19 protein-coding genes are annotated in these 26783 nt (G+C 66.0%); 11 read left to right on the forward strand and 8 right to left on the reverse strand.

The window, feature by feature from the left end; translation table 11 throughout:
- Nucleotides 1-428: 428 nt before the first annotated feature.
- Both BKY59_RS12740 and BKY59_RS12745 read right to left on the reverse strand, forming a co-directional pair.
- Nucleotides 429-1838, reverse strand: a complete 1410-nt coding sequence (locus BKY59_RS12740) for an outer membrane beta-barrel protein (protein ID WP_076072072.1) — start codon at nt 1836-1838, stop codon at nt 429-431.
- Nucleotides 1839-1872: 34 nt separating this feature from the next.
- Nucleotides 1873-2466 carry a polysaccharide biosynthesis/export family protein gene (locus BKY59_RS12745; protein WP_240500096.1) on the reverse strand — a complete coding sequence of 198 codons (594 nt, stop codon included), beginning with the start codon at nt 2464-2466 and terminating at the stop codon, nt 1873-1875.
- Between the two features lie 193 nt (nt 2467-2659).
- Here BKY59_RS12745 and BKY59_RS12750 point away from each other — a divergent pair, with 193 nt between their 5' ends.
- The 3 genes from BKY59_RS12750 to BKY59_RS12760 are packed head-to-tail and all read left to right on the forward strand — an operon-like array spanning nt 2660 to nt 6400.
- Nucleotides 2660-3781, forward strand: a complete 1122-nt coding sequence (locus BKY59_RS12750) for a glycosyltransferase (RefSeq protein WP_076072074.1) — start codon at nt 2660-2662, stop codon at nt 3779-3781.
- Nucleotides 3781-4725: an endonuclease/exonuclease/phosphatase family protein gene (locus BKY59_RS12755; RefSeq protein WP_076072077.1), complete on the forward strand. Its 945-nt coding sequence runs from the start codon at nt 3781-3783 to the stop codon at nt 4723-4725. Before BKY59_RS12750 ends, BKY59_RS12755 begins: the two co-directional genes overlap by 1 nt.
- Nucleotides 4726-4777: 52 nt before the next feature.
- Nucleotides 4778-6400, forward strand: a complete 1623-nt coding sequence (locus BKY59_RS12760; RefSeq protein ID WP_165374852.1) for a TolC family outer membrane protein — start codon at nt 4778-4780, stop codon at nt 6398-6400.
- A gap of 30 nt (nt 6401-6430) precedes the next feature.
- Here the strand turns inward: BKY59_RS12760 and BKY59_RS12765 are convergent, their stop codons facing one another.
- Nucleotides 6431-7516, reverse strand: a complete 1086-nt coding sequence (locus BKY59_RS12765) for an acyltransferase family protein (RefSeq protein ID WP_076072082.1) — start codon at nt 7514-7516, stop codon at nt 6431-6433.
- 378 nt (nt 7517-7894) lie between these two features.
- On the opposite strand from BKY59_RS12765, the gene BKY59_RS12770 reads away from it, so the two are divergent.
- The 4 genes from BKY59_RS12770 (at nt 7895) to BKY59_RS12785 (ending at nt 14265) form a co-directional block, all read left to right on the forward strand.
- Nucleotides 7895-9856 (forward strand): Ig-like domain-containing protein, encoded by a 1962-nt coding sequence (locus tag BKY59_RS12770; protein WP_076072084.1) that lies wholly within the window; start codon nt 7895-7897, stop codon nt 9854-9856.
- Nucleotides 9857-9980: 124 nt separating this feature from the next.
- Complete coding sequence (locus BKY59_RS12775; RefSeq protein WP_076072087.1) at nt 9981-10247, forward strand: spike base protein, RCAP_Rcc01079 family; 267 nt, start codon at nt 9981-9983, stop codon at nt 10245-10247.
- Entirely contained in the window at nt 10247-11848 is a 1602-nt protein-coding gene (locus BKY59_RS12780) for a hypothetical protein (RefSeq protein WP_076072089.1), read from the forward strand. Before BKY59_RS12775 ends, BKY59_RS12780 begins: the two co-directional genes overlap by 1 nt.
- Nucleotides 11849-12042: 194 nt before the next feature.
- Nucleotides 12043-14265, forward strand: a complete 2223-nt coding sequence (locus tag BKY59_RS12785) for a cadherin-like domain-containing protein (protein WP_076072092.1) — start codon at nt 12043-12045, stop codon at nt 14263-14265.
- Between the two features lie 97 nt (nt 14266-14362).
- Here the strand turns inward: BKY59_RS12785 and BKY59_RS12790 are convergent, their stop codons facing one another.
- The 3 genes from BKY59_RS12790 to BKY59_RS12800 all read right to left on the reverse strand — a co-directional run bounded on the left by BKY59_RS12790 (nt 14363) and on the right by BKY59_RS12800 (nt 19011).
- Nucleotides 14363-15196: a hypothetical protein gene (locus tag BKY59_RS12790; RefSeq protein WP_129586383.1), complete on the reverse strand. Its 834-nt coding sequence runs from the start codon at nt 15194-15196 to the stop codon at nt 14363-14365.
- A gap of 458 nt (nt 15197-15654) precedes the next feature.
- Entirely contained in the window at nt 15655-17034 is a 1380-nt protein-coding gene (locus BKY59_RS12795) for an oligosaccharide flippase family protein (protein WP_076072097.1), read from the reverse strand.
- A gap of 36 nt (nt 17035-17070) precedes the next feature.
- On the reverse strand, nt 17071-19011 hold the full coding sequence (locus BKY59_RS12800; protein WP_076072100.1) for an acyltransferase family protein: 1941 nt from the start codon (nt 19009-19011) through the stop codon (nt 17071-17073).
- A gap of 189 nt (nt 19012-19200) precedes the next feature.
- Between BKY59_RS12800 and BKY59_RS12805 the strand changes: the two genes are divergently transcribed.
- Together BKY59_RS12805 and BKY59_RS12810 are read left to right on the forward strand one after the other, a co-directional pair.
- Entirely contained in the window at nt 19201-20196 is a 996-nt protein-coding gene (locus tag BKY59_RS12805) for a glycosyltransferase family 2 protein (RefSeq protein ID WP_165374853.1), read from the forward strand.
- Complete coding sequence (locus BKY59_RS12810) at nt 20186-21202, forward strand: glycosyltransferase (RefSeq protein ID WP_076072104.1); 1017 nt, start codon at nt 20186-20188, stop codon at nt 21200-21202. The genes BKY59_RS12805 and BKY59_RS12810 overlap by 11 nt, the downstream gene beginning before the upstream one ends.
- A gap of 36 nt (nt 21203-21238) precedes the next feature.
- Here the strand turns inward: BKY59_RS12810 and BKY59_RS12815 are convergent, their stop codons facing one another.
- Nucleotides 21239-23269 carry an autotransporter outer membrane beta-barrel domain-containing protein gene (locus tag BKY59_RS12815; protein WP_076072105.1) on the reverse strand — a complete coding sequence of 677 codons (2031 nt, stop codon included), beginning with the start codon at nt 23267-23269 and terminating at the stop codon, nt 21239-21241.
- Between the two features lie 201 nt (nt 23270-23470).
- On the opposite strand from BKY59_RS12815, the gene BKY59_RS12820 reads away from it, so the two are divergent.
- Nucleotides 23471-24592, forward strand: coding sequence for a glycosyltransferase family 4 protein (locus BKY59_RS12820; RefSeq protein ID WP_076072107.1), 1122 nt, complete (start codon nt 23471-23473; stop codon nt 24590-24592).
- Nucleotides 24593-24675: 83 nt separating this feature from the next.
- Nucleotides 24676-25368 (forward strand): LbetaH domain-containing protein, encoded by a 693-nt coding sequence (locus BKY59_RS12825; RefSeq protein WP_076072109.1) that lies wholly within the window; start codon nt 24676-24678, stop codon nt 25366-25368.
- Here the strand turns inward: BKY59_RS12825 and BKY59_RS12830 are convergent.
- Nucleotides 25365-26753 (reverse strand): O-antigen ligase family protein, encoded by a 1389-nt coding sequence (locus BKY59_RS12830; protein WP_076072111.1) that lies wholly within the window; start codon nt 26751-26753, stop codon nt 25365-25367. The genes BKY59_RS12825 and BKY59_RS12830 overlap by 4 nt on opposite strands.
- Between the last annotated feature and the right edge of the window lie 30 nt (nt 26754-26783).

The raw sequence follows: 26783 nt of genomic DNA on the forward strand, positions 1-26783 counted from the left end.
AAGTTCGCAGACTTGCTCTGTCTGTTCCCGGACACAACATCGCGGCGAAAGCGGGATCTCCCTTCGGCTGAAGAGGGGCGCTTCATCGGAGGAAAATCCCCGCCTGCGCCGGGGTGATGATGATGGATTAGCAGAATTGCTGAATCCTCAACCCTGATGCGCCAGTATCGTTCGGGCACTTGGCAGGTGACCGCTGCGTCAGGATTGCGCATCTTTCACCAGAGTTACGTTCGTTTTCCGTCGGGTTTCGGCCAGGAGCCGTCGTGAGCTTGTCGAGGGGCAGGTCGTGACGTCAGCGCCCAGCATCACGCGTTTTCAAAATTCGTCCAAGAGGGCCGGGCGACGCTGTGGAGGTCTCCCGACCATGCCTTCGCATTCAGACAGGCGATCGGCCTGCTGCGGATCGTTCAGTCGAGTATCACCCCGCGCTAGAGATGATAGCGGACGCCGACCGAGGCACGGAATGCGTCGATCTTCTGGTTCCCGATCAGGATGCGATCGCTCTTGCGCGCAGTATAGTCGAGCGCAGCATCCATGCGGATGCGGCGGTTCACCAGCCAAAGCCCGCCAACGCCGACATTCCACCGATTCACCGCGGCGTCCTCGTCGACATATTTGCCGTGGACGTAGCGGGCGTTGGCGGAGAGGATGACGTTCCGCAACAGTTCGTGATCGACGCGGAGCTGGACTTCGGTGTTGAGCGTGGCGGGGGCAGTGATGAGGCCGACATTCTGGAAATAGCGTCGCGCGGACAACCGGAAGGTCGTCAGTTCGGAGAAGAGATAATCCAGATTGGCATCGATCGCGAGTGCGCCTTGCGACGGGATCGTAGGATCCTTGAAATTGGCATGAAGGTAGCCGACGCCGAGTCGACCGCGGATGAGCGGCGTGATCTCGCTGCGGATGCCGACGAGCCCTTCGACAATATCGGCGTCGCGCGTGATGGGCGGCGCCTGGACACGGTAACGCCGGAGTTCGCCATTCACTGCCGCATACAGGCGAGGCCCCGAGCCGAACCCGTATGATCCCTCGACCCCGCCGCTGTAGCGGGTGTAATCCCGAAACTGCTGATCGCTGACGTCACCGGACTGCGTCCGTGCATTCAGGAAATCGAAGCGATCGACAGCCCCCGTCACACCGACCGCGAGCCGCCCGAAATCCTTGCTGAACCCGGCCGAGGCGCCTGTCAGATCATATCGTACCGGCCGCCGGGTCGTGAGAATTTCGCCGACCGCGCTCCGGTCGACCACCTGACGCGAGTGGGAGACACCGCCGGTGAGGCTGGCAGTGCGATCGATATCGAACTTGCCAGAGGCGCTCGCGCCATAGGTGAAGGCATCTTCGGTGTCATATTTGGCGTAGGAACGCTGATCGACATAGCCGTCGACCGCCAGCGCGTGGACCCCCCAGGTGGAACGCAGTGCGCCGCTGGCCCGCAACCGGCCATAGATGTCGCCCCTGCCGTTCGGTTCCGAATAGACATTGTCTTCATAGCCGACACCAGCCGTCAGTTCAGGGAAGAACAGGAAGCTGCCCGTTCGGACACCGGCCGGATCATATTGCGGACGCCGTCGCGCCGACACCGTCGTGCCGCGGTCGATACCGTTGGGATCGCCGACGGCGGGAAGTGCCGTCACGTCGCCGGTGGTCGTGCCTGGCAGCCGCAGCGTGGGATCCTGACGAACCGAGGCGCCGGGTGTTTCCCTGGCGATGCCGAGCCGGTCGTCCAGAAGCCCGCCCGGCAAGGGATCTATGGACTGCGCGCCCAGCGGCGACGACAGCAGCGTGGCGCCCATAAGCGACAGCCAGCGCAACTCCGCCCGTCCGATCCGCATCATCGATCCATTCCCCCTCGTCACTGCGTCGTCGCGATCAGAAATGCCGTTCACCGACACGAACGACATCGCCGGGCAGGATCGGAATGTTCGCGTTGGCCGAGACGGACCGCTCGACCGGATCGCCCACACGCTGGATGAAGACGGTCTTCTTGTTGGCGCGATAGGTGAACCCGCCGGCGGCGGCGATCGCACTGATCAGCGTCATGCCTTCGGTCGTGGGATAGCCGCCGGGCTTCTGGATCTCGCCCGTGATGTAATAGGGGCGGAAGCCGAAAACCTCGACCGCGATCCGGGGGTTGCGAAGATAGCCCGCGCCGTAGCGCTGGACCAGCAGCGCCTCGAGCTCGCGTGCGGTCTTCCCGGTGACGGCGACGTCGCCGATCAGTGGCATCGCCACGGAACCGGCACCGGAAACCTGATATTCGCCGCTGAGTGCGGCTTCGCCGAAGACGTTGATCCGCAGCTTGTCGCCAAGCCCCAGCCGGTAGACATTGTCCTGCCGGGCCGATGCGCGCGCGTCCACCGGCAGCGGCGGGGGGGTGGGGCCGGCGCAACCGGCGGTCGCGAGCGCAACGAGCAGTGCCAGACTGACGATGCCGGACGGTTTCGTGCGAAGCATATCGAGCATCTTCCCTGAGCCTCTGAATGGATCTTTCGATCGGCATACCGTTCCGCAGGAACGATGGCTAGCGCGGACAATCGTCCGCAGCAATCGCCCGGTTCGCGATCGACGGGGCCATGCCGTGCTTGGGGCGTGCGGCGGCGTTGCAGCCGGAAGACGGGTGGGATACTGCCCCCCGGGATAGACGGGGGGCGACCTGATGCGACGCAAGGTCATGTTCGTCATCAATTCGCTGACCGGTGGCGGGGCCGAGCGGGTGATGGCGACGCTGATGCACGGATCCGCGGCGCTGGCCGAGCGCCACGATATCGTGCTGGTGCTGCTCGATCGTGACGAGGATGCCTATGCTCTGCCCGGCTGGCTTCGGACGATCCGGCTCGACTGCCGGCACTCGCTGGCGCGCAGTCTGACGCAGTTGTGGCGCACCGTCGCGGTGGAGCGGCCGGACGTCGCCGTGGGGTTCCTGACCCGCGCCAACGTCGTCACGGCCGCGGTGATGGCTGCGCGGCGGCGGCCGTTCCTGTTGAGCGAGCGCGTCAATACCAGCGCGCATCTGGGCGCGGGCCGTGCGGCGGCGGCCAGCCGGCTGCTGGTGCGTGCGACCTATCGCCACGCGACGGAAATATTGGCGGTATCGGAAGGGGTGGCCGATACGCTGGTCAGCGATTTCGGCGTGTCGCGCACGCGGGTGACCGCGATCCCCAACCCGATCGATACCGACATCATCGAGGCGCGGGCCGCGGAACCGTCCGCCGTCCCGGTGACCGGTCCGTATATCGCCGCGATGGGGCGGCTGGTGCCGAACAAGAATTTCGCTCTGGCGATCGAGGCGTTCGCGGTGTCGGGCATCGCCGGACGGCTGGTTATCATGGGGCAGGGGCCGGAAGAGGCGGCGTTGCGCGCGCTGGGCCAGCGGCTCGGGCTGGGCGACCGGCTCGTCCTGCCGGGATTCGTGGCGAATCCGCATGCCGTCATCGCCCGGGCCGACGCGGTGGTCCTGAGTTCGAACGCGGAAGGGTTTCCCAACGCGCTCGTCGAATCGCTCGCGGCCGGAACGCCCGTGGTCGCGACCGATTGCCCGTCCGGCCCCGCCGAGGTGCTGGACGTGCGGATCGGCGCGGACGGCGGACCCGTGGCGGGCCGCGGCGGATATCTGGTCCCGATGAACGCGGTGACGCCGATGGCCGAGGCGTTGCGCGCCGTCGTCGAACCCGCCCGGCGCGCGGCGCTGATCGAAGCGGGGCGGGCCCGGGTCCGAGACTATTCCGTCGCCCGCGGTGTCGAGCGGTACTGGGCGCGAATCGAGGCGGCGTTGCGCTGATGCGCCGCGGATTGGGGTGGCTGTTTGCGATCACGGCGCTGACCATCGCGCTGGGACCGTGGATCGGCGTGGCCGTTCCGTCCCTGGACCGTCTTGCCGTGGCCCTGCCGGCGGCACCGCTGCTGGCGATCGCGGCGCTTCTGTGCCGCCGCACCGTGAAACTGGTGCTGATCGCCGGTGCGGCGTTGTGCGTTTCCGGCGTGCCGCTGGTCCGCGAAGCCTGGCCGGCGACGGTCGGGGACGAAGCGCCGGCGGGCAGCGCACGGCTGGTCGTGGTGAGCCATAATGTGGCGGATGCGAATGTCGATCCGGCCCGGACGTCGCGAAGCCTGATCGCCACCGACGCCGACATCCTGTTGCTGCAGGAGGTCGACGGACGGTTTCGCCCGGAACTCCAGCGCCTGCGGCGGCGGTTCCCGTTCGGCAGCGATTGCCGGAAACGCTGTTCGGTCGCCATCCTGTCGCGGCTGCCGATGGGGCGGGTACGCTACCGGTTCCGCGACGCCGCCAATAGGCCGGTCGGGCCGCCGCTGGTGCAGGGCGTCGTCACGATCGCCGGCCGGCGGGTGACGATCGTCTCGATCCATCTCACCCGCGGGAGCGACGCCGCGACCCGCGCGGGCCAACGCGCCGCGCTGGCCGACGCGGTGCGCGGCGTGCCCGATCCCGCGCTCATTCTCGGCGGGGACTTCAACCTGGTCCCGTATCAGGCAAGCTTCCGTCGGCTCGGCGACGACCTGCAACCGCTGGTGCGCGCGGATCGTGGCCTGTTCACGTTTCCGGCCCGTTGGGACACGCGACCGGTCCCGTGGCCGCTGGTCGATATCGACCATGTGTTCGCCGGTCCCGCATGGATCGTTGCAGCGGCGCGACGGCTTCCGAAAACCGGATCCGATCATTATCCAATTCGTGTAGATTTGGTATTGCGCCCCTCTGCGCTGTGATAGCGAAACAGGCCATGGGCTGCCGCTGGTCGGCATGGGGGGCGAATCGATCATGAGGAAGTTCGGAACAGTGCGCGCGTCGGTCGCGCTGGGGTACATCCTGGCGGGCGGGTGCGGACCGGCGGGCGCCGAAACGCTCGGCGCGGCGATCGCCGATGCCTATCGCAACAATCCGCGGTTGCAGGCGCAACGGGCGCAGTTGCGCGTGCTGGACGAAAGTGTGATCCAGGCAGGCGCACCGTACCGGCTGGCGATGAACATTTCGGGCAATCTTTCCTACACGGAACAGCGCCAGCGCGATGCGCTCGACCGGTTCGTATCGATCGACAACAAGAATTTCGGGATCGCCCTGACCGCGTCGCAGATCCTGTTCAACGGCGGGCGGACCGCATCGCAGGTGTCCGCCGCGGAAGCCGATGTCCTGGCCGGGCGCGAGCAGTTGCGCGAGGCGGAGAACCAGATCCTGCTGGAGGTCGTTGACAGCTATGTCTCGGTGCGGCGCGACGCCGAACTGATCGCGATCCAGCGCCGGTCGGTCGCGTCCTACGAGCGGCAGGTCGAGCAGGCGCGTGTGCGCGAGCGCGGCGGCGACCTGACGCGGACCGACATCGCGCAGGCGGAGGCGCAGCTCCAGATCATCCGGACGCAGCTGGCGCAGGCCGAGGCTAATCTAGAGCAGAGCCGGGCGCGGTTCGCGACGGTGGTCGGGCGCAACCCGACCGTGCTGGAACAGGAGCCGCCGCTGCCCGGCATGCCGGTCAGCATCAACGCCGCCTATCTGGCGGCCGAGACGGAAAGCCCGACGCTGTTCCAGGCCATCCTGTCGGAACGCGCCGGACGGTCCCGCGTGGCGGCCGCCCGTGCGGAGCGGCGGCCGATCGTGACGGCGCAGGGCAGCTACGGCTATGTCAGCCCCTTTTCCTACCGCACGCGCGATCTTGGTCGCGGATATAGCGGCGACCTGACGCTGACGGTTCCGCTGCTGACGCGGGGCGTGGTCGATTCGCAGGTCCGGCAGGCGATCGCGAATCGGCAGTCGCTGACGTTCCAGATCGAGGATACGCGGCGAGTTGTCGATCAGACATTGCTGAACGCCTGGAACCAGTCGATCGCGGCGCGTGACCAGCTGGCGGCGGGCGAGGCGGGCGTTCTGGCGGCGCAGGCGGCGCTCGACGGCGTGCGGCGCGGATTTTCCGAGGGGTTCCGCTCGAACTTCGAGGTGCTCGATTCCGAGCAGCGGCTGCTGACGGCGCAGCTGATCGTCGCGAATGCGCGCTACAACCGCTATGCCGGGCAGGCGAACCTGTTGGCGACGCTGGGTCGCCTGGAAGCGGCGGCGGTGCAGCAGGCGGTCGCCGCCTATGACGCGACCGCCAATCTGGACCGTCAGCGGCGCCGGCAATTCGGACCGTTCCAGGTGGTGCTGCAACCGCTCGACAAGCTGGGCCATCCGAGCGGGCGGAGCGACGCTGCACCCGACACGGCGCGCGTGACGGACAGCACCTTCAAGCCGGCGATCGTGCCCGCTCCGGAAGGTCCGCTGGCGCGCGGGGTTCCGGCCAGCGGCGCGGCACCGGGCGCTACGCCGCCGCTCGATACGCGCGACGGGTTGACCGTGCTGCCGCCGGCATCCCGCGCGGCGCGACCGGCGGACGCCGTCATTCCGAACAGCTGACCCCGCCGCGCCGGACGGGACCGCGCCGGATCAGGGCATCAGGTGCGGTTTCGCGCGGTCGCGCCGGCGGGTTTCGACCCGCATCAGCGGCTGTTCCACATATCGGTAGGACAACTGCGCGACGACCAGCGAAACGCCGAAGATGCCGACGATCGCCAGTGCGCCCAGCACCGAATCCACGCCGATCGACAGCCGGTTCAGCACGGCCCACGCGGTGCCGACGACGAACATGTGGCTGAGATATAGCGAGTAGGAGATGTCGCCCAGCCATTGCGGCACGCGGAAGCGCGCCAGCATGTCCTCGAACAACAGCACCGCCGCGCCGATCAGGGTGGCCGCGACCGACATCAGCAGATGGCCGTCCAGTCGGCGTACCGTCCAGAACTCGATCCGATAGAAGGCCAGCGTCGCGACGATCGCAGCCGTCAGAACCAGCCAGGCGGCAGGACGCGGCACCCGTGCGATCAGGCCCGTCTGCCACAGGACGGCCAGCCAGACGCCGGAGATGAACGGCAGCAGGTTGAGGTTCGCGTAGAAGGCGAGGATGCCGGACGACGGCGCCACGAAGACGGACAGCAGAACCAGCAGGCCCATCACGACGCTGAGCACGATGGCGCGCTGCAGCATGGATCGGCACCAGAAGAGCGCCGCGACGACGAGATAGAAGAACATCTCGTAGTTCAGCGTCCAGCCCAGCTTGAACAGCGGGCGCCAGTCGATCGTGCCTGGTAGCGCCGCCGGGATGAACAGCAGCGACTTCACGAAATAATCGAAAGCGAACGCCGTCGTCTTGAACGCGCCCGGGGTCGCCAGCGCGGCGGCCGCGACGATCAGCGTGAGGCCCCAGTAGAGCGGGGCAACGCGCCAGATGCGGCGCATCATGAAGCGCCCCGGCCGAAACGGCCGGTCGCCCGCGACATAGGCGATCACGAAGCCGCTGATGACGAAGAAGATGTCCACACCGAACCGCCCGGTCAGCGTGATCGGATCAGCCGAACGCCCGGGTGCATGCTCGATCGCGTGCGCCAGGACGACCATTGCGGCCGCCAGACCGCGCAGCGCCTGCAGCGAACGAACCCGTCCCGTGGGTGGAGCATGCGCTGTCCGAATCGTCATCACGGCTAACTCCCGGCGGATGGGACCATTCCGCCCTCCATCGTTCCCCCGTATCGTTCAGTCGGGTTGCGATGCAATATCCGCAACCGTGATTCAGCAAGCCAGCGTGACCGGGCGTCGGTCCGTCGCGAATATGCGCCCGCAGCATCGGGAGTGCTTGACCAAAAACATGATTAACAGCAGGCAAATTTTGCGGGAGCGCAGAACGATCTCCGATCGGTCAGGTTCCGCAGGCAACGACGAGGTGGCGAAAAGTCCGGAGCGGGTGGAGGCGTTGGAAGAAGAGCCACCGCGCTTTTCCCGTATCCGTCGCGGTCCGCCGCGGCGCGCCACATAGCCCAGCAACGGCGTTCGCTCCGGTCTCACGGGAGTGGATGAATGAGCGTCGTCGGCAGTCAGATCGGGAACGAGATGTTCCTGCAAGGCAAATTCATGAATATCGGCCTGAACGGCAGCGGGTCGCTGGGTACGCGCGCGGTCGCGCCATCCGGCATCTTCACCAACATCGACATCGGTTTCAACCGGCTCGGCATGTGGGCCGATTTCGACGGGTTCGGCACCGGCAAGGCATCGACCGTGCAGGAAGCCATGCTGAAGGGAACGCCCGTCGAGGGATTCTCGATCGGATACCAGAGCCGCGGTACGCAATATGTGCAGAGCAATGTGGAGCGGCTGGGCACCGCCGAGATCAGCGGGACCACGACCAATGTCTCGACGAGCGACGTCGCGGCAGCGCGCTGGGCAGGGAAGACGACCGAGCAGGTCGCCGTCAGCCAGACGATGTCGCTGACCGACGACGCGAAGTTCGTGAAGGTCACGGTGGCGCTCACGAACCAGTCGGGTGCAGCGGTCACCGATCTGCGGTATCTGCGCACGATCGATCCGGACCAGGGCGGCACGTTCAACACCAACAACAAGATCGTCCAGCAGGACGGTGCGGCCGGGGCACTCGTGGCAGCCTATGCCGGATCGTCCAGCCCGGTATTCTTCTACGCCAAGGACGCCCGCGCGGTGGTGTCGACGTTCGGTTTCGCCAATCTTGATCCCTATGCAACGGCGGCCTGGTCGAGACCACAGACCACCGGCTACGCGCTGAACGGCGACTATGCGATCAACATCAACTTCGTTCTGGGCAGCCTGGCGAACGGCCAGACGACGACGTTGACCTATTATATGGGCCTTACGGACGATCTGACCGCCACCGTCGCCGCGATCGACGGCACCGCCCCCAAGCCAGTCCCCGTCAACACCGCGCCGGACGCCGTCAACGACGCGTTCACGGTGGCAGCGGCCGGAAAACTGACGGGCAATGTCCTGGCGAACGACAAGGATGCCGATGGAAACGCGCTGGTCGCCAGGCTCGGCACCGGGCCGGCCAACGGGACGCTGACATTGTCGAGCGACGGCACTTTCGGCTACACCGCCAAGGCCGGTTTCTCCGGCGTCGACAGCTTCAGCTATGTGGCCAGCGACGGGCAGGCCACCGACGTCGCGACCGTGCGGATCACCGTGCAGGCCCCGGTCGTGACGCCGACGCCTACCCCCACACCGACACCGACACCAAGCCCAACGCTGCCGAACGACCCCATCCTGACGCGCGCCGGGACAGTGGATGGTTCGGGCACCAGCAACCAGGTTCTGACCGGTCCGGCCTATCATAACAGCTTCTACGTCAACGGTGACGCAGCCAGCGGGAACGACCGGGTCACCAACTTCGCGCATGACGACGTGCTCGTCACGACGTCCGAGCTTTACGATTTCAACAATGACGGTCTTATCGCGCTGACCAAGACGCGGGTGATGCTGGGCGGATCGGATGTCATCCGGCTGACCGACGTCAAGGAGATCCGGGCGCTCGGCCAGACGGCGACGGGGCTGTACGTCTATGGCGATGCCGACGTGCGTCCCGACGGTGCGATCGAGGGAAAGCTGGGCGACGACCGGCTGATCGGGGATATGGGGGACCGCATCAGCCAGCAGTTCTTCTTCGATACCGCGCTGGATCTCGATCTTGGATCCGACACGATCGTCAATTTCGGCCGATCCGACCTGCTGGTGACGACGAGCGCGCTCAGCGACGGCAACGGCGACGGGCTGATCGACTTCGGTTCCGACCGACGGCTCGACCTGATCGGCGGCAGCGGTGCGCCGGGCGACGCGTCGGCCGCGGGTGAGGCCGGGCATGTTGCGATCACAGAGGGCGACGGCACGGTAGTCACGCGGCTCGAATATGACGGCAGCTACACGAGGGACGGCACGAGCTACTTCGTGTACAGCCTGGTGGGCTCCGCGGCGGGGAATGGCAGCGGTGCGTTCGCCCTGCAGGGTGACCATATCTGACGTGCAGCCGCGGCGAATCTTGCCGCGGCGGTGCAACGACCTCGGGCTCGCTTGCAATGTAGGAACCCATTTGGTTCAAAACCCGGGGCGGGCGACATAGCGTCGCCCGCCCCGGGAGATTCTTATGAACGACGGTTTTGCCGACCGCGCGGACACCCTGTCCGCGCCGTCGCGGTCCGCCACGGCCGTGGTGCCGAGCGATAGCATGGCCTTGGCGCGACTGCCCAAGGCGCTTTATGTCGGGACCGGCGGGCATGTGACCCTGCGCTGCGTCGACGACGCCACGGACGTGACGTTCCGCAACGTGCCATCGGGCGCGATAATTCGCGCCCGGGCCAGTCACGTCCGTGCAGCCGGCACCACCGCCGCCGACATCGTGGCGCACTACTGATGTTCGGCTGCGGCTTCGATCCGTTCGATCCGGACGTCGGCATTCCGGTACCCGTCATGCCGCGCCATCCCGCCACCGTCGCGCTGCTCGCCCGGATGACCACGCCGCCCGCACCGTCCCGGGCCGCTGCGATCGACCGGCTGATCGTCGGTCTGCATGTCGCCGGTATCTGGGACCGGCTGGAGGCGTTGTACGTGCCGGCCGCGCATCATCCCCAGGCGGCGTTGCTCGACTGGACCGGACGTCACGGCACGGCGGCGGTGGCCGGCGGATCGCCGACGTTCGTCGCCGATCGCGGTTGTCATGTCGACGGCATCGACGACTGGATCGACCTCGGCTTCGGGCCGGCGCAGGGACAGCGTTTCCAGCAGAACAGCGCGATGGTGGCCATGTGGGTGCGCAATGCCAATACCGGGCAGACGGCGAGCGGTTTCGGCCTGCTCGGCAGCAACCAGACCGGCCTGAACCCCCGTGGGGCGGGCGGCGTACCCGCGTCGCGCCTCAACAGCAGCGCCGCGACGGTCGGGGCATCGGTGCCGACCGGTCATGGACTGATCGCGGTCGACCGCGCCGGCGCTACGGCCGTGCAGCATTACAAGAACGGCCTGGCCAACGGAATCGTGGGCACGGCCGCCAGCAGTACGCCGGCATCCGCCAATTTCGTGATGGGGCGGGCGGGGGGCAGCCACGCCGCCAACCAGTTCTGCGCCGTCGCGATCGGTGGTCATCTGACCGCCGCGGAACATGGCGGCCTCCATGCCGCGCTTGACGGCTATATGACCGCGGTGGGCGTAACCGAACTGGCGATCGGCGGCACGACACGCACGCTCGCTGCGGCGCGGACACTGCCCGACGGCGGCAGCGGTGCGGCCGCGGGCAAGGGCTGGACCTGTACGGGGCTTGCCCGCCTGCCGGACGGCAGCTGGCTGGTGGGCAATGACGGACGCGGCAGCAGCGCAAGCGACCCCAATCTGGCGTCGATCGTCCATCTGTCCGCCGACATGACGACGATCCTCCATCAGTGGACGACCGCCGCGATGGGGTTTTCGGCAGGCAGCGTCCAGGGCGTGGCCTGGGAACCGCTTGCGCCCGGTCAGGGACGCGGGCGGATCTGGTTCATGATCGTCGGGGCGGGGCAACCGCTCTGCCATGCGACCCTATCGGAAGACTGGTCGATCACCGCCACGGGCACGCTGGCCGGTGTGACCAGCGGCAACGGGGTGGTCCATGACGCGATCCGCGACAGGATCGTCGTCCTGAACGGATCGACGCTGACATGGCGGGACAAGGACACCGGCGCGCCGACGGGACTTTCGGCGACGGTCCATGTCACCGAACCGGACCATCTGTGTCACGACGTCGCAAGCGACACGATGCTGGTGAGCTTCGGGGCAAACGGTCAGCCCGGCGGCGTGGCCCGATTGTCGATGGCGGCGGTCGCCGATTACGGAGCGCCGGCGGTGACGGCGATCGACACCTTGCCCGGGTGCGACGCGATCGAGGGGATCGCCATTGCAGGCGACGCCTGGACGCTGTGCAACGATGCCTATTTCCATCCGGGCACGCCCGCGCTGAACCGGCTGCTGACCTTTACGGCCTGATACAGGCCGGGGCCGTCGTGCCCGGACCGGTCAATGCCGGTAAAGAATGGTCAACACCTCTTAAACCGCGATCCGTTACCAGCCCGTAAAGATGTTCCGCCAGAACGACATCACGGATCAGGCCTGACTGGCTGAGATCGATCCGGGGGCGAGTTTCGTTCGATCCACTGCCTACGGGCGCGTCAGGAGGCGGCATGACTTTGATCAGCTCTGTGGTTGGTGAGGAAATTTTTCTTCAGGGCCAGTTTCTCAACGTGGGGTTCAATAGCGGCGGCGGTCTGGGAACCCGTTCGACCGCGACCACCGGCATCGTGACTGATGCCGTCAACGGCTATATCCGACTCGGCATGGTCGCCGATTTCGATGGCTTCGGCAAAGGCGCTGCCGCGACTCGCGACGCGATGCTGGCCGGCACGCCCGTCGAAGGCTTTTCGGTCGGGTACGATATCGGATCGAAGCATTATGTGAAAACCAACAACGAACGGCTGGGCACCACGCAGATCACCGGTGGCGACACCACCAACCTGTCCACCGCGACGTCCGCCAAGGCGGGATGGGTCGGCACCACGACCGAGAATGTAAAGGTCAGCCAGACCGTCACGCTGGCCGACGACGCCAAATATCTGAAGTTCGAAGTGACGATGACCAACCAGTCGACCGCGACGTTGGACGACCTGCGCTACATGCGCACGATCGACCCCGATCATGGCGCCGATTTCAAGACGATCAACACGATCGTCGAGCAGGGTGGCGACGACAAGGGCGGCGCGCTGGCCGCCGCCTACATGACGAACGGCAAGAACCCGCTATTCTACTACACGCAGGATGAGCGGGCGAAGGTGTCGACGTTCGGCCTCGCCAATCTCGATCCCTATGCGAAGGCGGCATGGGACGACGCCGCGAAGATCGGTACGTCCGTCAAGGCGGATCAGGCGATCAACCTGGACTTCTCGCTGGGCAAGCTGGCCGCCGGCGAATCGACGACGGTGACCTTCTATCTGGGGATCACGGACGACCTGGCCACGACGGTGGCGCGGATCGATTCGGAAAGCCGGAGCGTGCGGCCGGCACCGACGCCGGAACCGGTGAACGCCGTGCCGGTGGCGGTTGCCGATACGCTGACCGTCAAGGCCGGGACGGAGGGCACCGGCAACGTCCTGGCGAACGACAGGGATGCGGACGGGACGACATTGACGGCCAAGCTGGTCAGCGGCCCGGCGCACGGCACTTTGAAGCTGAATGCGGATGGCGGCTACAGCTACACCGGCAACGCGGGCTGGTCGGGCACGGACAGTTTCGTCTATGCCGCGTCGGACGGCAAGGCATCCGCGCAGGCCACCGCGACGATCACCGTTACGCCGGCGCCCAATACGGCACCGACCGCGGTGGCGGATGCGGTTCGCACGACCGGTACGGCCGTGGCGACCGGCAACGTGCTGTTCAACGACCGTGACGACGATGGCGACGCGCTGACCGCGGCCGTGCACAGCGGCCCGGCCAACGGCACGGTGACCATGAGTGCCGACGGCGCTTTCCAATATGTCGCGCGGGATGGCTTTTCGGGCACCGACAGCTTCAGCTACGCCGCGTCGGACGGCAAGACCGGCAGTGTCGCCACGGTCAGCGTAACGGTCGACGCCCCGCCGCCGCCCACGCCACCTGCATCGGCCCCGCCCGCCCCGCCGCCGCCGGTATCGGCACCACCTGTCGGTGTCCTGGGCGGTCCGGGCGTGCAGTATGGATCGGCTGCGGAAAGCCAGACGCTGACCGCGACCAAGGGTCATGATGTCTTCTTCTTCGACGTCGCGAGCGGCAAGGTCGGGGCCGACACGGTCGTCGGTTTCGGCGCGGACGACCTGCTGGTGACGTCGAAGGCGATCATGGACGGGAATGGCGACGGTATCATCACCTGGAACAAGGCCCGGGTGACACTCGATACCGGCAGCACGGTGGGTCTTGCCGGCGTGAAGTCGCTGCGCCTGATGGGCAGCGATGACGAGGGGCATTTCATCTACGCCAATGGCGGTGCCAAGCCGAAGAATGCCCTGGAAAGTCGGATGGGGAACGATCTGCTGAGCGGCGACGCGACGGACAAGAAGGCGCAGACCTTTTTCTTCGACACCAATCTCGAGCTGAAGACCGGTTCCGACAAGGTCGTCAACTTCGGCGCGAAGGACGTACTCGTTACCACGTCCGCGCTCGATGTCGACGGCAGCGGTCATATCGGCCTGGGGACGGGTGGGCTGCTGTCGCTCGATACCGACGGACTGCATCTGGGCGATGTGTCGATCACCGGCATCGGCGGCCGGACGATATCGACGCTGGAGTTTGACGGGAGCGTCCAGCGCGATGGCATGACCTATTATGTCTACAGCATGGACGGTTCAGCCGTGGGCGCGGCGGCGCTGGCATTCTGACCGGATATCGGAACGCCTGACACAAGAAGGGGAGGCACTTTCGCAAGTGCCTCCCCGACCATGTCCCGTTCCGGCCCTAGGGCCGGAGGTGGAAGAATTACGCGCCCAGCAGGCCGTAATGATAGTAGGTCGCGCCGTTCGCGCCTTCTTCGGTGGCCAGCAGCGACAGCCGCAGGTTCGCACCGAACTCGATCTGGCCGCCTTCGACCGGGCCAATGTCGCCCTTGATGCCGTTCGTGTCGCCCGGCAGGTCGAGCACGCCGTTGCGGCCGAAGGTCACGAGCGCGCCGGCATCGGGACCGTTGTGGATCGCCGTGGTGGTGACCAGTTCATCGCCAACACCGAAGTCGGTGATCGTGTCGGCACCCAGGTTCAGGCCGAGCGCGGTGTCGAACAGGAACACCTTGTCGCCGTCCCCGGCAGAGAACGTGTCGTTGTTGACCGTGCTCTCGGCGAGCGTCTTGGACGTGGTCGCGTCGAGCTGCGTGTAGGTGCGGTAGTCGGCATAGACGAAGCCGCCGTCCTTGCTGCCCAGGAAGCGCAGGTTCTGGATTTCCTGGTTCGAACCGACGGTGATCTGGTCGGCACCGGCCTGGCGGCGGTTGACGCGGTCGATGTCGAGCACGCCGTTGGCGCCGAAGTTGATGATGCCGTCGTTGTTGCCGTCGAAGATCGCCTGATAGTTGACGACCGAGTCGTTGTGGTTGAAGCTCTCGAGACGGTCGTCGCCGGTGTTGCCTGCCGAGAAGACATAGGCAACAGCCTGGTCCGCCGAAGTGCCAGTCTCGACGTCGCTGTAGACGTCATTAACGCCGTTGTTGGCGACGGCGAACTTGGTCGCCGTGGTGATCAGCGTGCTGTTTTCTGCAAGTGCCATGATAAATCTCCCGTTAGGACGTTTTGGTGTCACGAGGGCTGCCCGCCCCAACATGCAGGCCCTCGGCTGCGATGTCGTGCCGCGATATGAAAGACCCTTAACGTTTCGTCAATCATTCTTCGACGCAGCGGGCGGCAATTTTGTACTAAAACGGGAAGGTTTATTTATGGAACCGTTTTGGATGTGCGCATTCGGGACAAATGGCGGTGGTTTGACCGTCCGCCATACCGAAACGCCCCCCGCCATTGTGGGCCGGACGTGGGCTTCTGCTGGCAGGTGAAAGCAGACTCCCTGGGGGCCGCGCAAGGATCACTCCGCAAACTGTTAAGATATATTAATAATCGTAGTTAAATATCGGCGCTTGCATCGAAACCAGTGTCGTCAGCGGGGACGCGATCTCGCATCCGGCGTCGCGCGCAGCCGCTTTTCAAGTTTTCGGGAAAGGGCCTGTTCTTGCGTGTCGGGGCTCAATACCACCATGACAGAGGCGAAACGACGCCTGCCAATATGGTTCAATCCCGGCGCTTGCCCAGTTTCGGCGCGAACGGCAGTTTCGACCAGAACAGGGCGAAATCGGTCCTGCGGTAACGCAGCATCTCGATCACGGAAAAGCCGGTCATCTTCGCGTAGAGGAAGGTGTAAAGAAGCGTCGCCAGAACGTAGGTGGCGCTGGACGCGACCGCGGCGCCGAACGCGCCGTAATGCGTAATCGCCCACCAGCCGAGCAGGACGTTGCACACCAGCACCGGGGACATCACCAGCATGGATGCCCAGGGCTTGCCACGTCCGGCCAGATCGCTGTTCAGCACCTTGAAGAAGATGAACGCCACGACGCCCGGAAGCAGCGCGTTGCAGATCGCCGCACTGCCGGCGAAGCTCCGCCCGAACATGATCGGGAAAATCAGCCAGCTGCCGATCGCGATGCCGATGCTGGCGACGACCGCGATCAGGAAAGACATGCGGGCCAGGACGAGCACCTTGACCGAAAACGCCTTCTGTTCCTTTGCGTTGACGCTGCGCGAGAGGAGGAGGGCGCTGACCGCGGTCGGGATTTCCCAGACCAGTTCGGCAACGACGGTGGCCTGCGCGTAAATGCCGACCTCGCTCAACGTGCTGAACCGGGTCAGCAGCAGGATCATGATCTTGTAGTTGAGCATCAGCATGAACAGCGAGGCGGCGTAGCTCAGACCGCGACGTTGCAGCTTCGTCGCAACCTCGCGGTCGAAGCCGAGTCGCAGCTTGCCTTCCTTGCGGAGCAGGATGAGCGCATAGCCGGCGCCCATGCAGGACGCCCCGAGATTCGCGAGCATGACGCCGTCGACGCCCATCCCGATGCCCCAGCCGAGCAGGATGATGAGCAGCATGCGCACCAGTGCCGGCCGCCAGCTGGTCTTGCGGAACGCCGCGATCCGTTGCCGGCCGAGAAACACGCCACTGGCATAGGACGAGGTCAACGACGTGGGGATCGCCGCGATCGCGAGAAGCCGCAACGTCCAGTCCCCCTCGGCAACCCGCGCATAGTCGAGATAGAGCAGGGTCGCGGCCGCGGCGAACCCGGTCGCGATCGGCACCAGCATCAGCAAGGTCGGCAGGAGGCGTTCAAGCGGGAAGATCCCGCGACCCAGATGATAGGCGGTCGACTGCCGAATGCCCATTTCGGAGAAGTTCTGCGCCAGTTGCGACGGGACGAGCAGTGCGCTGACGAGTCCGCGTCCCTCCGGCCCGAGCAACCGGGCGAGGATGATGCTGGTTATGAAATAGGTGCCCTTCTGGAAGAAGCGGCTCAGCGCGACGGACAGTGCATCCCAGCCAAACCCGCTGCGCGCGCTTTTCCCATCTTTGGTGGTCGCGGCGTGGATGACGGGTTGGTCGTCGGGCGCTTCAGTCGCCATGCGACACTCCGGATGGGCTTGGGGCCGGGATGGGCTTCAGCTTCGGCGCCCTATCACAGCCTTCCGGGGTGCGAAAGCGGCGTGCCATGCCGTCCGTTCCGGGCGGTGCGGCGCCACTGTGACGGACGGCATGGACAATGGCATGCGATCCACCACCCAGCGCGCGGCCGCCAGCGTCAGATGACCGTAATCGAACTGCATCGGCGCGCCGGACGGCGTCGTCAGACGGCACCGTTTCGCGGGGCACAGGATCCGGTAGACCGAGATATAGTCCCCGCCGGCGGCCGGGACGGACCGCGCCATCCGCGCATCGAGCGCCACCCGGTCCGCCTGACGGTTCCGGTGGATTGCCTGCGGCGTGCCCCGCGCGATCTGCCGTGCCAGCAGGAGCGGGAAGATCGCGTCATATTCGACCGTGGGGCCGATCACGATGGGTCGTGCGCCGGATGCCCGAATATGTGCGATCGTCGCGCCGAGCACGGAAAGATCGGTCGCGGTCCAGCGCCCGGCCAGAACCACGGTGGAAACCCGGCGGGTGGCGAGCAGCGGGCCGAGCACATAGTCCATTACTTCCCGACACCGCGCCGCGCCGCGCCCGCCCAGCGTCGGGCGGCAACCGGACGCATTGGCCTGCATCACGTTCAGCGACGGATAGCGCAGAGCGATCGCGCGCCAATATTGTGCGGCATGGCTGTCCCCCAGCACGACGACGTTGGGGCGATCCGCCGATAGTGCCAGGCACCGTTCGGGGCGGAACGGTTCGCCCTCCCCGCGGAAACATTCGCCGCGCCGGAACTGATAGGGATATTCGGGGCGATCGCGGTAATCGGCATAGCCGGCCATCTGCAACGCCGCCGGTGGCCAGCTCCGCCAGCGGTCGGACATCAGCGTCACGACCAGCGCCGCCGCAAGCATCGCCGCCAGCCCGGCGGTGCCGACCAGCAGGATCGGGCGCGTCGCGCCGTGGCGGAACCGGTCGAGTACGGGCCGTTCGACCAGAAAATAGGACGCGAACGCCGCACCCACGGACAGTGCGATGAGAAAGATACTTTCGCCGCGGCCGAGCGCGAAGCCAGTTTCCAGCCGGTAGAAGGTGATGATCGGCCAGTGCCAGAGATAGAGCGAATAGGAGATGCGCCCGATCCAGCGCGCCGGCGCGACCGACAGCAGCCGCCCGACCATGCTGTCCTGGCCGTAGGCGATCATCAGCGCCGCCCCGAGACACGGCAACACGGCCCACGGCACCGGGAAAGCCATGCTTTCGCGAATCGCGACTAGCCCGATCAGGACGAGGGCAAGGCCGATGGCTGCCATCACGCCCCGAATCCGCGGCCGCGCGATCGTGGGGAAGCCACCGGCGGCGACAAGGCCGCCCAGCGCCAGTTCCCAGGTGCGTGCGGGCAGCAGATAGAAAGCGGCGGCGGGCGACCGCGTCACCATGACCGCGCCGATCACGAACGACAGTGCCACGACACCCCACAATATCTGGCGGAGGCGCCCCGCCATGTGGCGTGCGACGAAGATCAGCAGCAGTGGATAGAGGATGTAGAATTGCTCCTCCACCGCGAGCGACCAGGTGTGGAGCAGCGGCTTGGCATCGGCCGCCGCATCGAAATAGTCCGTTTCGAACCAGAAGAAGATGTTGGACACGAAGCCCGTCGCCGCGAGCGCGCTTCCGCCCAGTGCGGCGAGTTCGCCCGGCAGCATCGTCGCGCATCCGACCGCCAGCGTGACCAGCAGGAGGACGAACAGCGCCGGGAAGATGCGCGTGATGCGCCGCTGGTAGAAGGTGGCGATCGAGAATTGTCCGGCGGCCAGTTCGCGCGTGATGATCGTCGTGATGAGGAAGCCCGAGATCACGAAGAAGATGTCGACGCCGACGAACCCGCCCGCCAGCCGTGAAATGCCGGCATGGAACATCACGATCGGCACGACGGCAAGCGCGCGCAATCCTTCGATGTCCTGCCTGAACTTCATCCCCCGCATCCCGTTTCCGCCCGTCCCCGCATCGGGCGTAATCCGCCGACGGGGAACGTGCAAGAAGATGCTGCGCTGCGGAACGGCAGGGACCCGCAAGGTGGACCCCGACGATTGCAGCCTTGGCCGCAGCGGCACAGTTGCTCTATGCGTACCGTCGGGCGGGGCATCCGCGGGGGAAACAACAGCATGGCCCAGACGCGTTTCGCGGTAATCGTACCGGTCCACAACAAGGAGCGGCATGCCGCCAGGTCGCTCGAGTCGATCCTGGCGCAGACGCTGTCACCCGCCGAGATCATCGTCATCGACGACGCATCCACCGATGGGTCGATCGCCGCGTTGCGCGCGGTCGATCGCGACCGCGTCACCTATCTGCGCCGCGACGAGCCGGGGCCGGGGGGCTATGCCGCGCGCAACCTGGGTATCCAGGCGGCGACCGCGGAGTGGATCGCGTTTCTCGACGCGGACGACAGCTGGGCACCCGATCATCTGGCGAAGATCGCGGCCGCGATCGACCAGGCGGGTCCGGAGCCGGGCTGCGTGTTCACCGGCTACGAGTTTCTGGAACCGGCCGGTTACCGGGCAAAGGACTGGTTCAGCCGGAACCACCCCGGTTTCGCGGTGTACGACCGCCACGCGATGCTGGACTTCTGGCTGGAGGGCGGCTGTCCGCTCTGGACAGGGGCGGTCGCGATTCGCCGGCAGTTGTTGCTCGACCTCGAAGGTTTCCCGGCCGGCAAGGCGCGACGCGGGGGCGACCGCGACCTCTGGCTGCGGACGATGGTGACGACCCGGTGCATCCACAGCGGCGCGATCACGGCGACCTACCACCGCGACGCGGACAATATGCTGACCCGTGCCGAAAGTTTCTCGGTGCGGCAGCGGGTGCAGGATACCGTCGCCGAGCTGCTCCCCACCGTCGATGCGCGGACCGCGGAACAGCTGCGCCGGTTGTCCAATCGCGAGGTATTTCAATATGCGTTCAAGGCCTGGAAGGGCGGAGCGCCCATTACCGATCCGATGCTCGACGGTTTCGCGGTCGGCGCGAACCCGGGTCGCTATGCGCTGATCCGGCTGATGCGCGCGGTGCGGTTGCCGATCAGCCAGGATGCCCGTGCCAAGGTGCGCGGCGTGTTCACGTCCGTGCGCAAGCGGCGGCACGGAAAGGCCGGGCATGTCGGTTGAGTCCGGACCGGACCGGCCGGCCCCGGACGCGGGGAGTCCGCTGGTGTCGGTGGTCAGCGCCTTCTACAATCGCGGATATGCGCTGCCGGCCACGCTCGACTGCCTGCTCGGCCAGACGTTGCGCGACATCGAGGTGATCGTGATCGACGACGGATCGCGCGACGACACCGCGGCCATCCTGCGCGCCTGCCCCGATCCTCGGCTGCGGCCGATCATCCAGGCGAATGCCGGGTTCGTCGTGTCGATGAACCGCGCGATACGGTCGGCACGCGGCAAGTATATCGCGATCCATGGATCCGGCGACGTCAGCTACCCCGAGCGGCTGGCGAAACAGGCCGCCTATCTGGAGGCCAATCCCGAGGTGGGCGCGGTGGGCTGCGTCCGCCGGTCCGGCCCGTTCGTGGTCGGGCCGAAGGATGCGGTGTTGCGCGGACCGATGCTGGAACGGATGATGCGGAAGAACCCGTTCACGCACGGCGAGGTGATGTATCGCCGCGACCTGTGGGAACGGGTGGGGGGCTACCGCGAGATCTTCCGGTTCGCGCAGGACCGCGACCTCTGGCTGCGCATGGGCCATACCGGTTGCGACTATGCTGTCCTGCCCGAACTGCTCTATGACCGGGAATATCAGCCGGACGGGGTCAGCAAGACGCCGCAGGCCCTGTTCCTGCAGACCAAGCTGTCGCAGTTCGCGGTGCAGAATGCCGGTCGGCTCGACGACAAGGGGCGCGACCTGATCGACCGGTTCGGCCCGTCCGCCTTCTTCCTGATCGCGCCCGAACGTGCGCTGGCCAAGAAATACACCCTGTGGGGGCTCCGCGCGCTGCGCGACGGCGACCGGACCAGCGCGGCGATCTTCCTGCCGGCGGGCTGGCGCGAATGGCGCGGTCTGTACAGTTTCGCCGGGATCACGGCCTGGCGGCTGGCGCAGCATCGCTGGCTGGAGCGTCCGCTGCGCGCTGTGCTGAAGGCCGGAACGCCGGATCACGGTCCGGGCGAGGGCTGAACTGGGCGCGACGAACCGATCGCGCCCGGCACCGGTTCAGACGGTCAGCGCGTCGACCCCGACCGTGCTGCCGACACTGCTGTAGACATAGTAGTGGACGTCGCCGACGACGCGTTCGCCGTCATATTCGAGCGACGTCACCGCCTTGCCGGCGATGTCGGTCAGCGTCACGCTGCCGACGTCATGATCGCGACCGGTCAGCGTGAAGCCGTCGCCCGTGCCGGACACCGTGCCACCCGGGGCGACGTCGGCCAGCTTGACCGTCGTCACGACAAGATCCTTCGCGCCGAAATTGACTACCTTGTCCGCGCCAAGGTCGCGGTCCAGATCGGTGTCGAAGAAGAACACCGTCTTCGCCTTGTCCTTCGCATCGCCGGTCAGCGTGTCAACGATGCCGAACCGACCTTCGAGCGCCTTGACGGGGCGCACGGCGGCATCGCCGTACACAAAGCCCTCGTCGGTCTGACCGAGCAGCCGCACGCCCTTGTCAAGATCCGCCAGCGCGATGGTGCCCGCCTTGGTGCCGATATCGAGCAGGCCGTTCTTGCCGAAGGTGATGATGCCGTCACGGTTGCCGTCGTTCAGCATCGTCTTGAAGATCAGGACGTCGTCATGGCCGAAGCCGACGATCTTGTCCGCGCCCTGCTTCGTTCCCTGATCGAACAGGAAGGTGGTGGCGGCACCGGCGGCGTCGCGGGTTTCGGACGCGGCGGTTGACACGAACCGGACGATTGCCGGCTCGGCTTGCGGAGCCGGAGCCGGAGCCGGAGCCGGAGCCGGAGCCGGAGCCGGAGCCGGAGCCGGAGCTGCGGGCGGCGGTGCGATATCGACCGGGGCGGAAACCGGTGCGATCGGTGCCGGTGCGACGGGCAGCCGTTCGAGCAGTTCGGCCAGCAGCCCGCCATTGCTGGAATAGGTGCCGGTGACCGCGACCCGGGTGACGTCCGCGAGGTCGAGCCCGGTCGGCAGGTTCGTTCCGCCGAGCCGCGCGCCGTCCGCCATGACGATCTCTGTGCCGCCGGTCAGCGTCAGGTTCGCCCCGGCTGCGAAGACGGTCGTCCGCGATCCCGAGTCGGCGAAGGTCCCGCCGCTGACGGTCAACGACCCTTCGGCCTTGACCCACACCTGATACTGCCCGCCGGTGCCGCCCTGCGCGTGAGGGTTCAGGCCGACCGAATCGACCATCGTCGCCTCGCCCCAGATGCGGTAATTATGCGCATTGTCGTCGGACACGGCGCGTACCAGCCGGGTCGCGGTGGATTTCAGATCGTAGCCGGCATCCGCATTTCCGCTTGCCCGGGTGTCCTCGAACAGGACGTTCTTCACGCCGACCTCAGTCGCGAAACCGTCGCCGTTCCAATATCCCGAGCCGGTGAACTTGGCGTTCATCATGGTCGTCTTGCGGATCACGACGTCATGCGTCTGGCCGTGAAGGTGGACGCCGATCGCGAATTCGCCGTCCTGGCCCTCGCTGTCGCCGAGCACATTTTCGATCAGGATGTTCTCGCTGCCATATTGCAGGCGGACGACACCTTCGGAAAAGCCGTGGACCGCGACGTCCCGGATGACGAGGTCGGTGACCTTCGCCGTCTTGTTGCCGGTGCCGGCATAATCCTCGAAGAAGCGCGAGACATTGTCCGCGTCGACATGCTGGATCGTGATGTTGTCGATATCCGCCGCCGCGCGGAAGACGGTGCCGGTGTTGTTGACCTGGAGATGTTCGAAGACGAGGTTCGCGGCACCTTTCTGGAACTTGAACAGCTCGTTGCCGCTGGCGGCGCCGTTCGCCCAGTCCGCGGGACGGTTCCCTTCGAAGACTGCTTCCGCCGCCTGACCGGTCTTGGTGGACACGCCCCGGACCGTTACCGCCGCGCCGTCGGACCCGGCGGCCGAGATGTTGATCGGGCCGGTGACCTTGTAGGTGCCCGCGTCCGCGGCAAGCAGGACATCGCCGCCGGGCCCGGCCTTCTTGATCGCGACGTTCAGGCTGCCGATCGCGAGCGCATTGGCCCAGTCGGACCCGCTCTTGTTTCCCGAACCGGTAGGAGAGACATAGATGGAAGACATGGCTGGCGGATCCACTTGACGGCGGGCCACTCCGAGCGGGCGCCCTTCGGTGCCGATATCCACCGCGGCCCAAGTATTTTCCGTATCCGGAACGGGTTTATCGGGCTTTAACCGCGTTGTGCACGCCCGGCCCGTATCGACGGTTGCGGTTCGTCAGCCGACCCGCCAAAGACATTCCGTCTTGAACAGGATCGCGGCCCCATGAAAATCGAACGCGTGGTTATGCCCTATACCGGCAGCGAACTTGGCGGCAGTCACATATCGTCGTTCACGCTGGGGCAGGCGCTGCAACGCGATCATGGCATCGAAGCGGTCGTCTACGCGAACGCCGGCACCCTGATCGCCGAGGAAGCGACGCGGCGGGGGCTGACGGTGCGGACGTTGAACGAGACACTGACCGCGCGGCACAACCCGCTTTACGATGTGATGCGGATGCCCGCGCGGATTGCGATGCTGCGACGCGAGGGGCCGAACATCCTCGTCCACTCGAACGGCATGGGTTCGTTGCAGAGCTGGGGCCCGGCGGCCAAGCTGCTGGGGCGGCCGCTGATCTATCACAATCGCGCGTTCAATCGCGCGATCCTCTACAACCGCCTCCTCTGGCAGATGCCCGACATGGTGCTGTGCGTATCGCAGTCGATCAAGGGCGTGATGAGCTTCCTTCCGCAGGACCGGGTACGGGTCATCGACAATCCGTTCGAACTGACTGCGACGCCGGACCGCATGGAGGAACGGGCGCGGCTGGCGCGCGAACTGGATCTTCCCGAAGATGCGCTGCTGATCGGGTACGCGGCGAATTTCTGGAAGCGGAAGCGGCCGATCTTCTTCCTCGACGTCTGCAAGCGGATCGGCGAGGTGCATCCCAATGCGCGGTTCGTGGTGTTCGGCCGAAAGGGGGACCAGAGCGAGGACATGTTGCGGGCCCATGCCGCGGCGATCGGCATTGCGGATCGGACGCGGTTCGCGGGTTTCCGCCTGCCGGGGGAGGCGAACATCATTGCGATGGACGTGCATCTGATCCCGGCGCTGGAGGAACCGTTCGGGCGTACGCCGATCGAGTCGCTGCTGCTGGGCACGCCCTATGTCGCCATCAACGATGCCGGCAACGAGGAGATCGGCCGGCGTTTCGGGGGCGGTCGCATGCTGGCACCCGATGCCAGCGTGGAACAGTTCGCCGCGGCTTCGCTGGAAGTGATCGCGGATCCGGTGGGCACGCGGCTCAGCACCGAACGGCGCCGGATCGTCACCGGTCAGCTGTCGGCGCACAACCATGTCACGAATATTCTGGAAGTGTACAACGAACTGGCCGCAGCCCGGCCGTAGCGGCAGGCATGCAGCCTATGCTGCACATGCGTTGACCGTTGCCGGCGCACCACCTAGCATTCGAAACCAGACGGGGGGCCGCCATGAGCGACGAGATTACGCTTGATACCATGGGCAGGCCGCACAAACGCGGATGTATCCGGCGGTTCGCCGCGCTGCGTGCGGTACTGGCCGCGGACCTGTTCCGATATGACGGACGCACCGACGCCCGGAACTTCATCCGGCATTATGTCTTCACGCCGGGCTATAAATATACCGTGCTGATGCGGACGGCCGGCTGGCTTTCGCTCAAACCGTTCAAGGCATTCGGACTGCATCCGCTGTTCAAGCTGCTGCTGCTGCGGGCGCGGTACAAATACGGCTTTGCGATTCCAGAGTATATGGTCGTGGGACCCGGCCTGTTCATCAACCGGTTCGGCGGCGTCTACATGAACGGCGATGCGGTCATCGGCTGCAACGCCAACATCACGCATGGCACGATGCTGGGACAGGCCAATCGCGGCCGCCAGATGGGCAGCCCGATCGTGGGCGACCGGGTGTTCATCGGCGCGGGGGCGAAGATCGTGGGGCGGATCGTCGTCGGCAACGACTCGTCGATCGGTTCCAATGCGGTCGTCACCAAGGACGTGCCCGATGGCGGCGTGGTCGGCGGTGTTCCCGCCAAGCTGCTGTCGATGGGCGGCTCGGAAGGCTATATCAACCGGCAGGTGCCTGCCGAGCTGATGCGGCGGTGCGCCGGTGCGTTCGTAGGCCCCGTGCCGGACAGCTTCGCCTAGAGCGGAGTGCCGGACGAGGCCGCAAGGCCGGGACGGGCCCGCGGCCGGAACCGCAACGGGGGCGGCGCAGGCGATGCCGCGGACACGCCGCGGCTGGACCGCCAGGCATGGATACTCGCCCCGCACAACAGACCGTAGAAGATCATGCCTTCGATCATCCACATCGGCATCGTCGCCATGTTAAGGATGAAAAAACTGACATGGGCCGCGATCAGGGACGGCCGCAGTTCCGTCCGCGCGCAGGACAGGGCAAGCATCCACGCCCACAGGAACGCGGTGGCGAACATGCCGGCGACGCCCAGTTCGTAAAGCGACGAGAGCAGCGTGTTGTGCGCGTAGACGTTGAACTGCCCCTCCCACGCGTTCGGACCGAGACCGAACAGCTTCTGGATCGATGTGCCGTTGGCGTAGCCGTAGAGATACTGGCTCCAGATCAGCGGGCGCCCGGACATGATGTGCCGATCCGCCTCGGGATACTGGTCCGGCTGCTGGATGAGGTCGGTATTGCGCGTGATGACCGTACCGATGTCGGCGAAGCGTTCCGCATTCGTTGTGGCAAATACGCCCGCGACCATCAGCACCATGATGCTGATGAGACCGACGACCAGGATGCGCTGCCGCGGCAGGACCAGACGACTGGCGCCGATGAGCACGGCCGCCCCGATCAGCGGGGCAAGCGCCACGATCGCCGTGCGGTAGTTGGCGAGTACGATGCCGGCGAAGCACAGGCCGACCAGCCCGATCTTGAGCCCGACCTTCATATGGCGGCGGAGGCAGACGAGCAGCAGACCGCCCGCCAGCGACACCGAGAAACCGGCCTCGTGCTTGAAGCCGCCGATATAGCTGATCGAATTGTCGAGTTCGGTTACCTTTGAGACGCCGAGCAGGACCGAGAGCGCCTGGAAGCCGAACGGCACGAGAAAGGGTACGAACAACCGGCCCAGCGTATATTCCCAACCATTTTCCTCGAACGCATCGGCGGTCGTGAGAGCCAGGACCATCAGGTAGACATATTTGATCATCATATCGAGCGTATCAGGCGCGCGATGGTTGACGATCCCGCTGAGCAATATCACCAGGAAAAGCAGATAGAAGGGCACCAGTCCCACGTCGAACAACGGCCGGGGGCGGAGCATCAGAAGCCCCATGCCGCAGACGAACAGCGATCCCAGCGCGTTCCACGACGGGCCGAGCGGAGACTGTTCGAAGGTGATCGGATGGAAGGCGGACAGGATGAACCGCAACCAGATCGCGAACATGACGAAGCGCGTTGCTCGCCCATTTGTGCCCCGCAGGACGATCAAGATCATCACAAGCGAGGCCGCCGTCGCCGGAAGCGCGGCATAAGCGGGGAGGGCGCGCCCTTCGGCGATCAGACTGTCCATGGCTGCCTTCTACGCGATCAGAGATGAAGA

The organism is Sphingomonas montana (genome assembly GCF_001956315.1).
GTDB classification, from domain to species: Bacteria; Pseudomonadota; Alphaproteobacteria; order Sphingomonadales; family Sphingomonadaceae; genus Sphingomonas_R; species Sphingomonas_R montana.

Bases quoted from the DNA above. Each gene is read 5' to 3' on its own strand.
- BKY59_RS12740 (WP_076072072.1), bottom strand. From the start codon at position 1,838: ATGATGCGGATCGGACGGGCGGAGTTGCGCTGGCTGTCGCTTATGGGC.
- BKY59_RS12745 (WP_240500096.1), bottom strand. From the start codon at position 2,466: ATGCTCGATATGCTTCGCACGAAACCGTCCGGCATCGTCAGTCTGGCA.
- BKY59_RS12750 (WP_076072074.1), top strand. From the start codon at position 2,660: ATGCGACGCAAGGTCATGTTCGTCATCAATTCGCTGACCGGTGGCGGG.
- BKY59_RS12755 (WP_076072077.1), top strand. From the start codon at position 3,781: ATGCGCCGCGGATTGGGGTGGCTGTTTGCGATCACGGCGCTGACCATC.
- BKY59_RS12760 (WP_165374852.1), top strand. From the start codon at position 4,778: ATGAGGAAGTTCGGAACAGTGCGCGCGTCGGTCGCGCTGGGGTACATC.
- BKY59_RS12765 (WP_076072082.1), bottom strand. From the start codon at position 7,516: ATGACGATTCGGACAGCGCATGCTCCACCCACGGGACGGGTTCGTTCG.
- BKY59_RS12770 (WP_076072084.1), top strand. From the start codon at position 7,895: ATGAGCGTCGTCGGCAGTCAGATCGGGAACGAGATGTTCCTGCAAGGC.
- BKY59_RS12775 (WP_076072087.1), top strand. From the start codon at position 9,981: ATGAACGACGGTTTTGCCGACCGCGCGGACACCCTGTCCGCGCCGTCG.
- BKY59_RS12780 (WP_076072089.1), top strand. From the start codon at position 10,247: ATGTTCGGCTGCGGCTTCGATCCGTTCGATCCGGACGTCGGCATTCCG.
- BKY59_RS12785 (WP_076072092.1), top strand. From the start codon at position 12,043: ATGACTTTGATCAGCTCTGTGGTTGGTGAGGAAATTTTTCTTCAGGGC.
- BKY59_RS12790 (WP_129586383.1), bottom strand. From the start codon at position 15,196: ATGTTGGGGCGGGCAGCCCTCGTGACACCAAAACGTCCTAACGGGAGA.
- BKY59_RS12795 (WP_076072097.1), bottom strand. From the start codon at position 17,034: ATGGCGACTGAAGCGCCCGACGACCAACCCGTCATCCACGCCGCGACC.
- BKY59_RS12800 (WP_076072100.1), bottom strand. From the start codon at position 19,011: ATGAAGTTCAGGCAGGACATCGAAGGATTGCGCGCGCTTGCCGTCGTG.
- BKY59_RS12805 (WP_165374853.1), top strand. From the start codon at position 19,201: ATGGCCCAGACGCGTTTCGCGGTAATCGTACCGGTCCACAACAAGGAG.
- BKY59_RS12810 (WP_076072104.1), top strand. From the start codon at position 20,186: ATGTCGGTTGAGTCCGGACCGGACCGGCCGGCCCCGGACGCGGGGAGT.
- BKY59_RS12815 (WP_076072105.1), bottom strand. From the start codon at position 23,269: ATGTCTTCCATCTATGTCTCTCCTACCGGTTCGGGAAACAAGAGCGGG.
- BKY59_RS12820 (WP_076072107.1), top strand. From the start codon at position 23,471: ATGAAAATCGAACGCGTGGTTATGCCCTATACCGGCAGCGAACTTGGC.
- BKY59_RS12825 (WP_076072109.1), top strand. From the start codon at position 24,676: ATGAGCGACGAGATTACGCTTGATACCATGGGCAGGCCGCACAAACGC.
- BKY59_RS12830 (WP_076072111.1), bottom strand. From the start codon at position 26,753: ATGGACAGTCTGATCGCCGAAGGGCGCGCCCTCCCCGCTTATGCCGCG.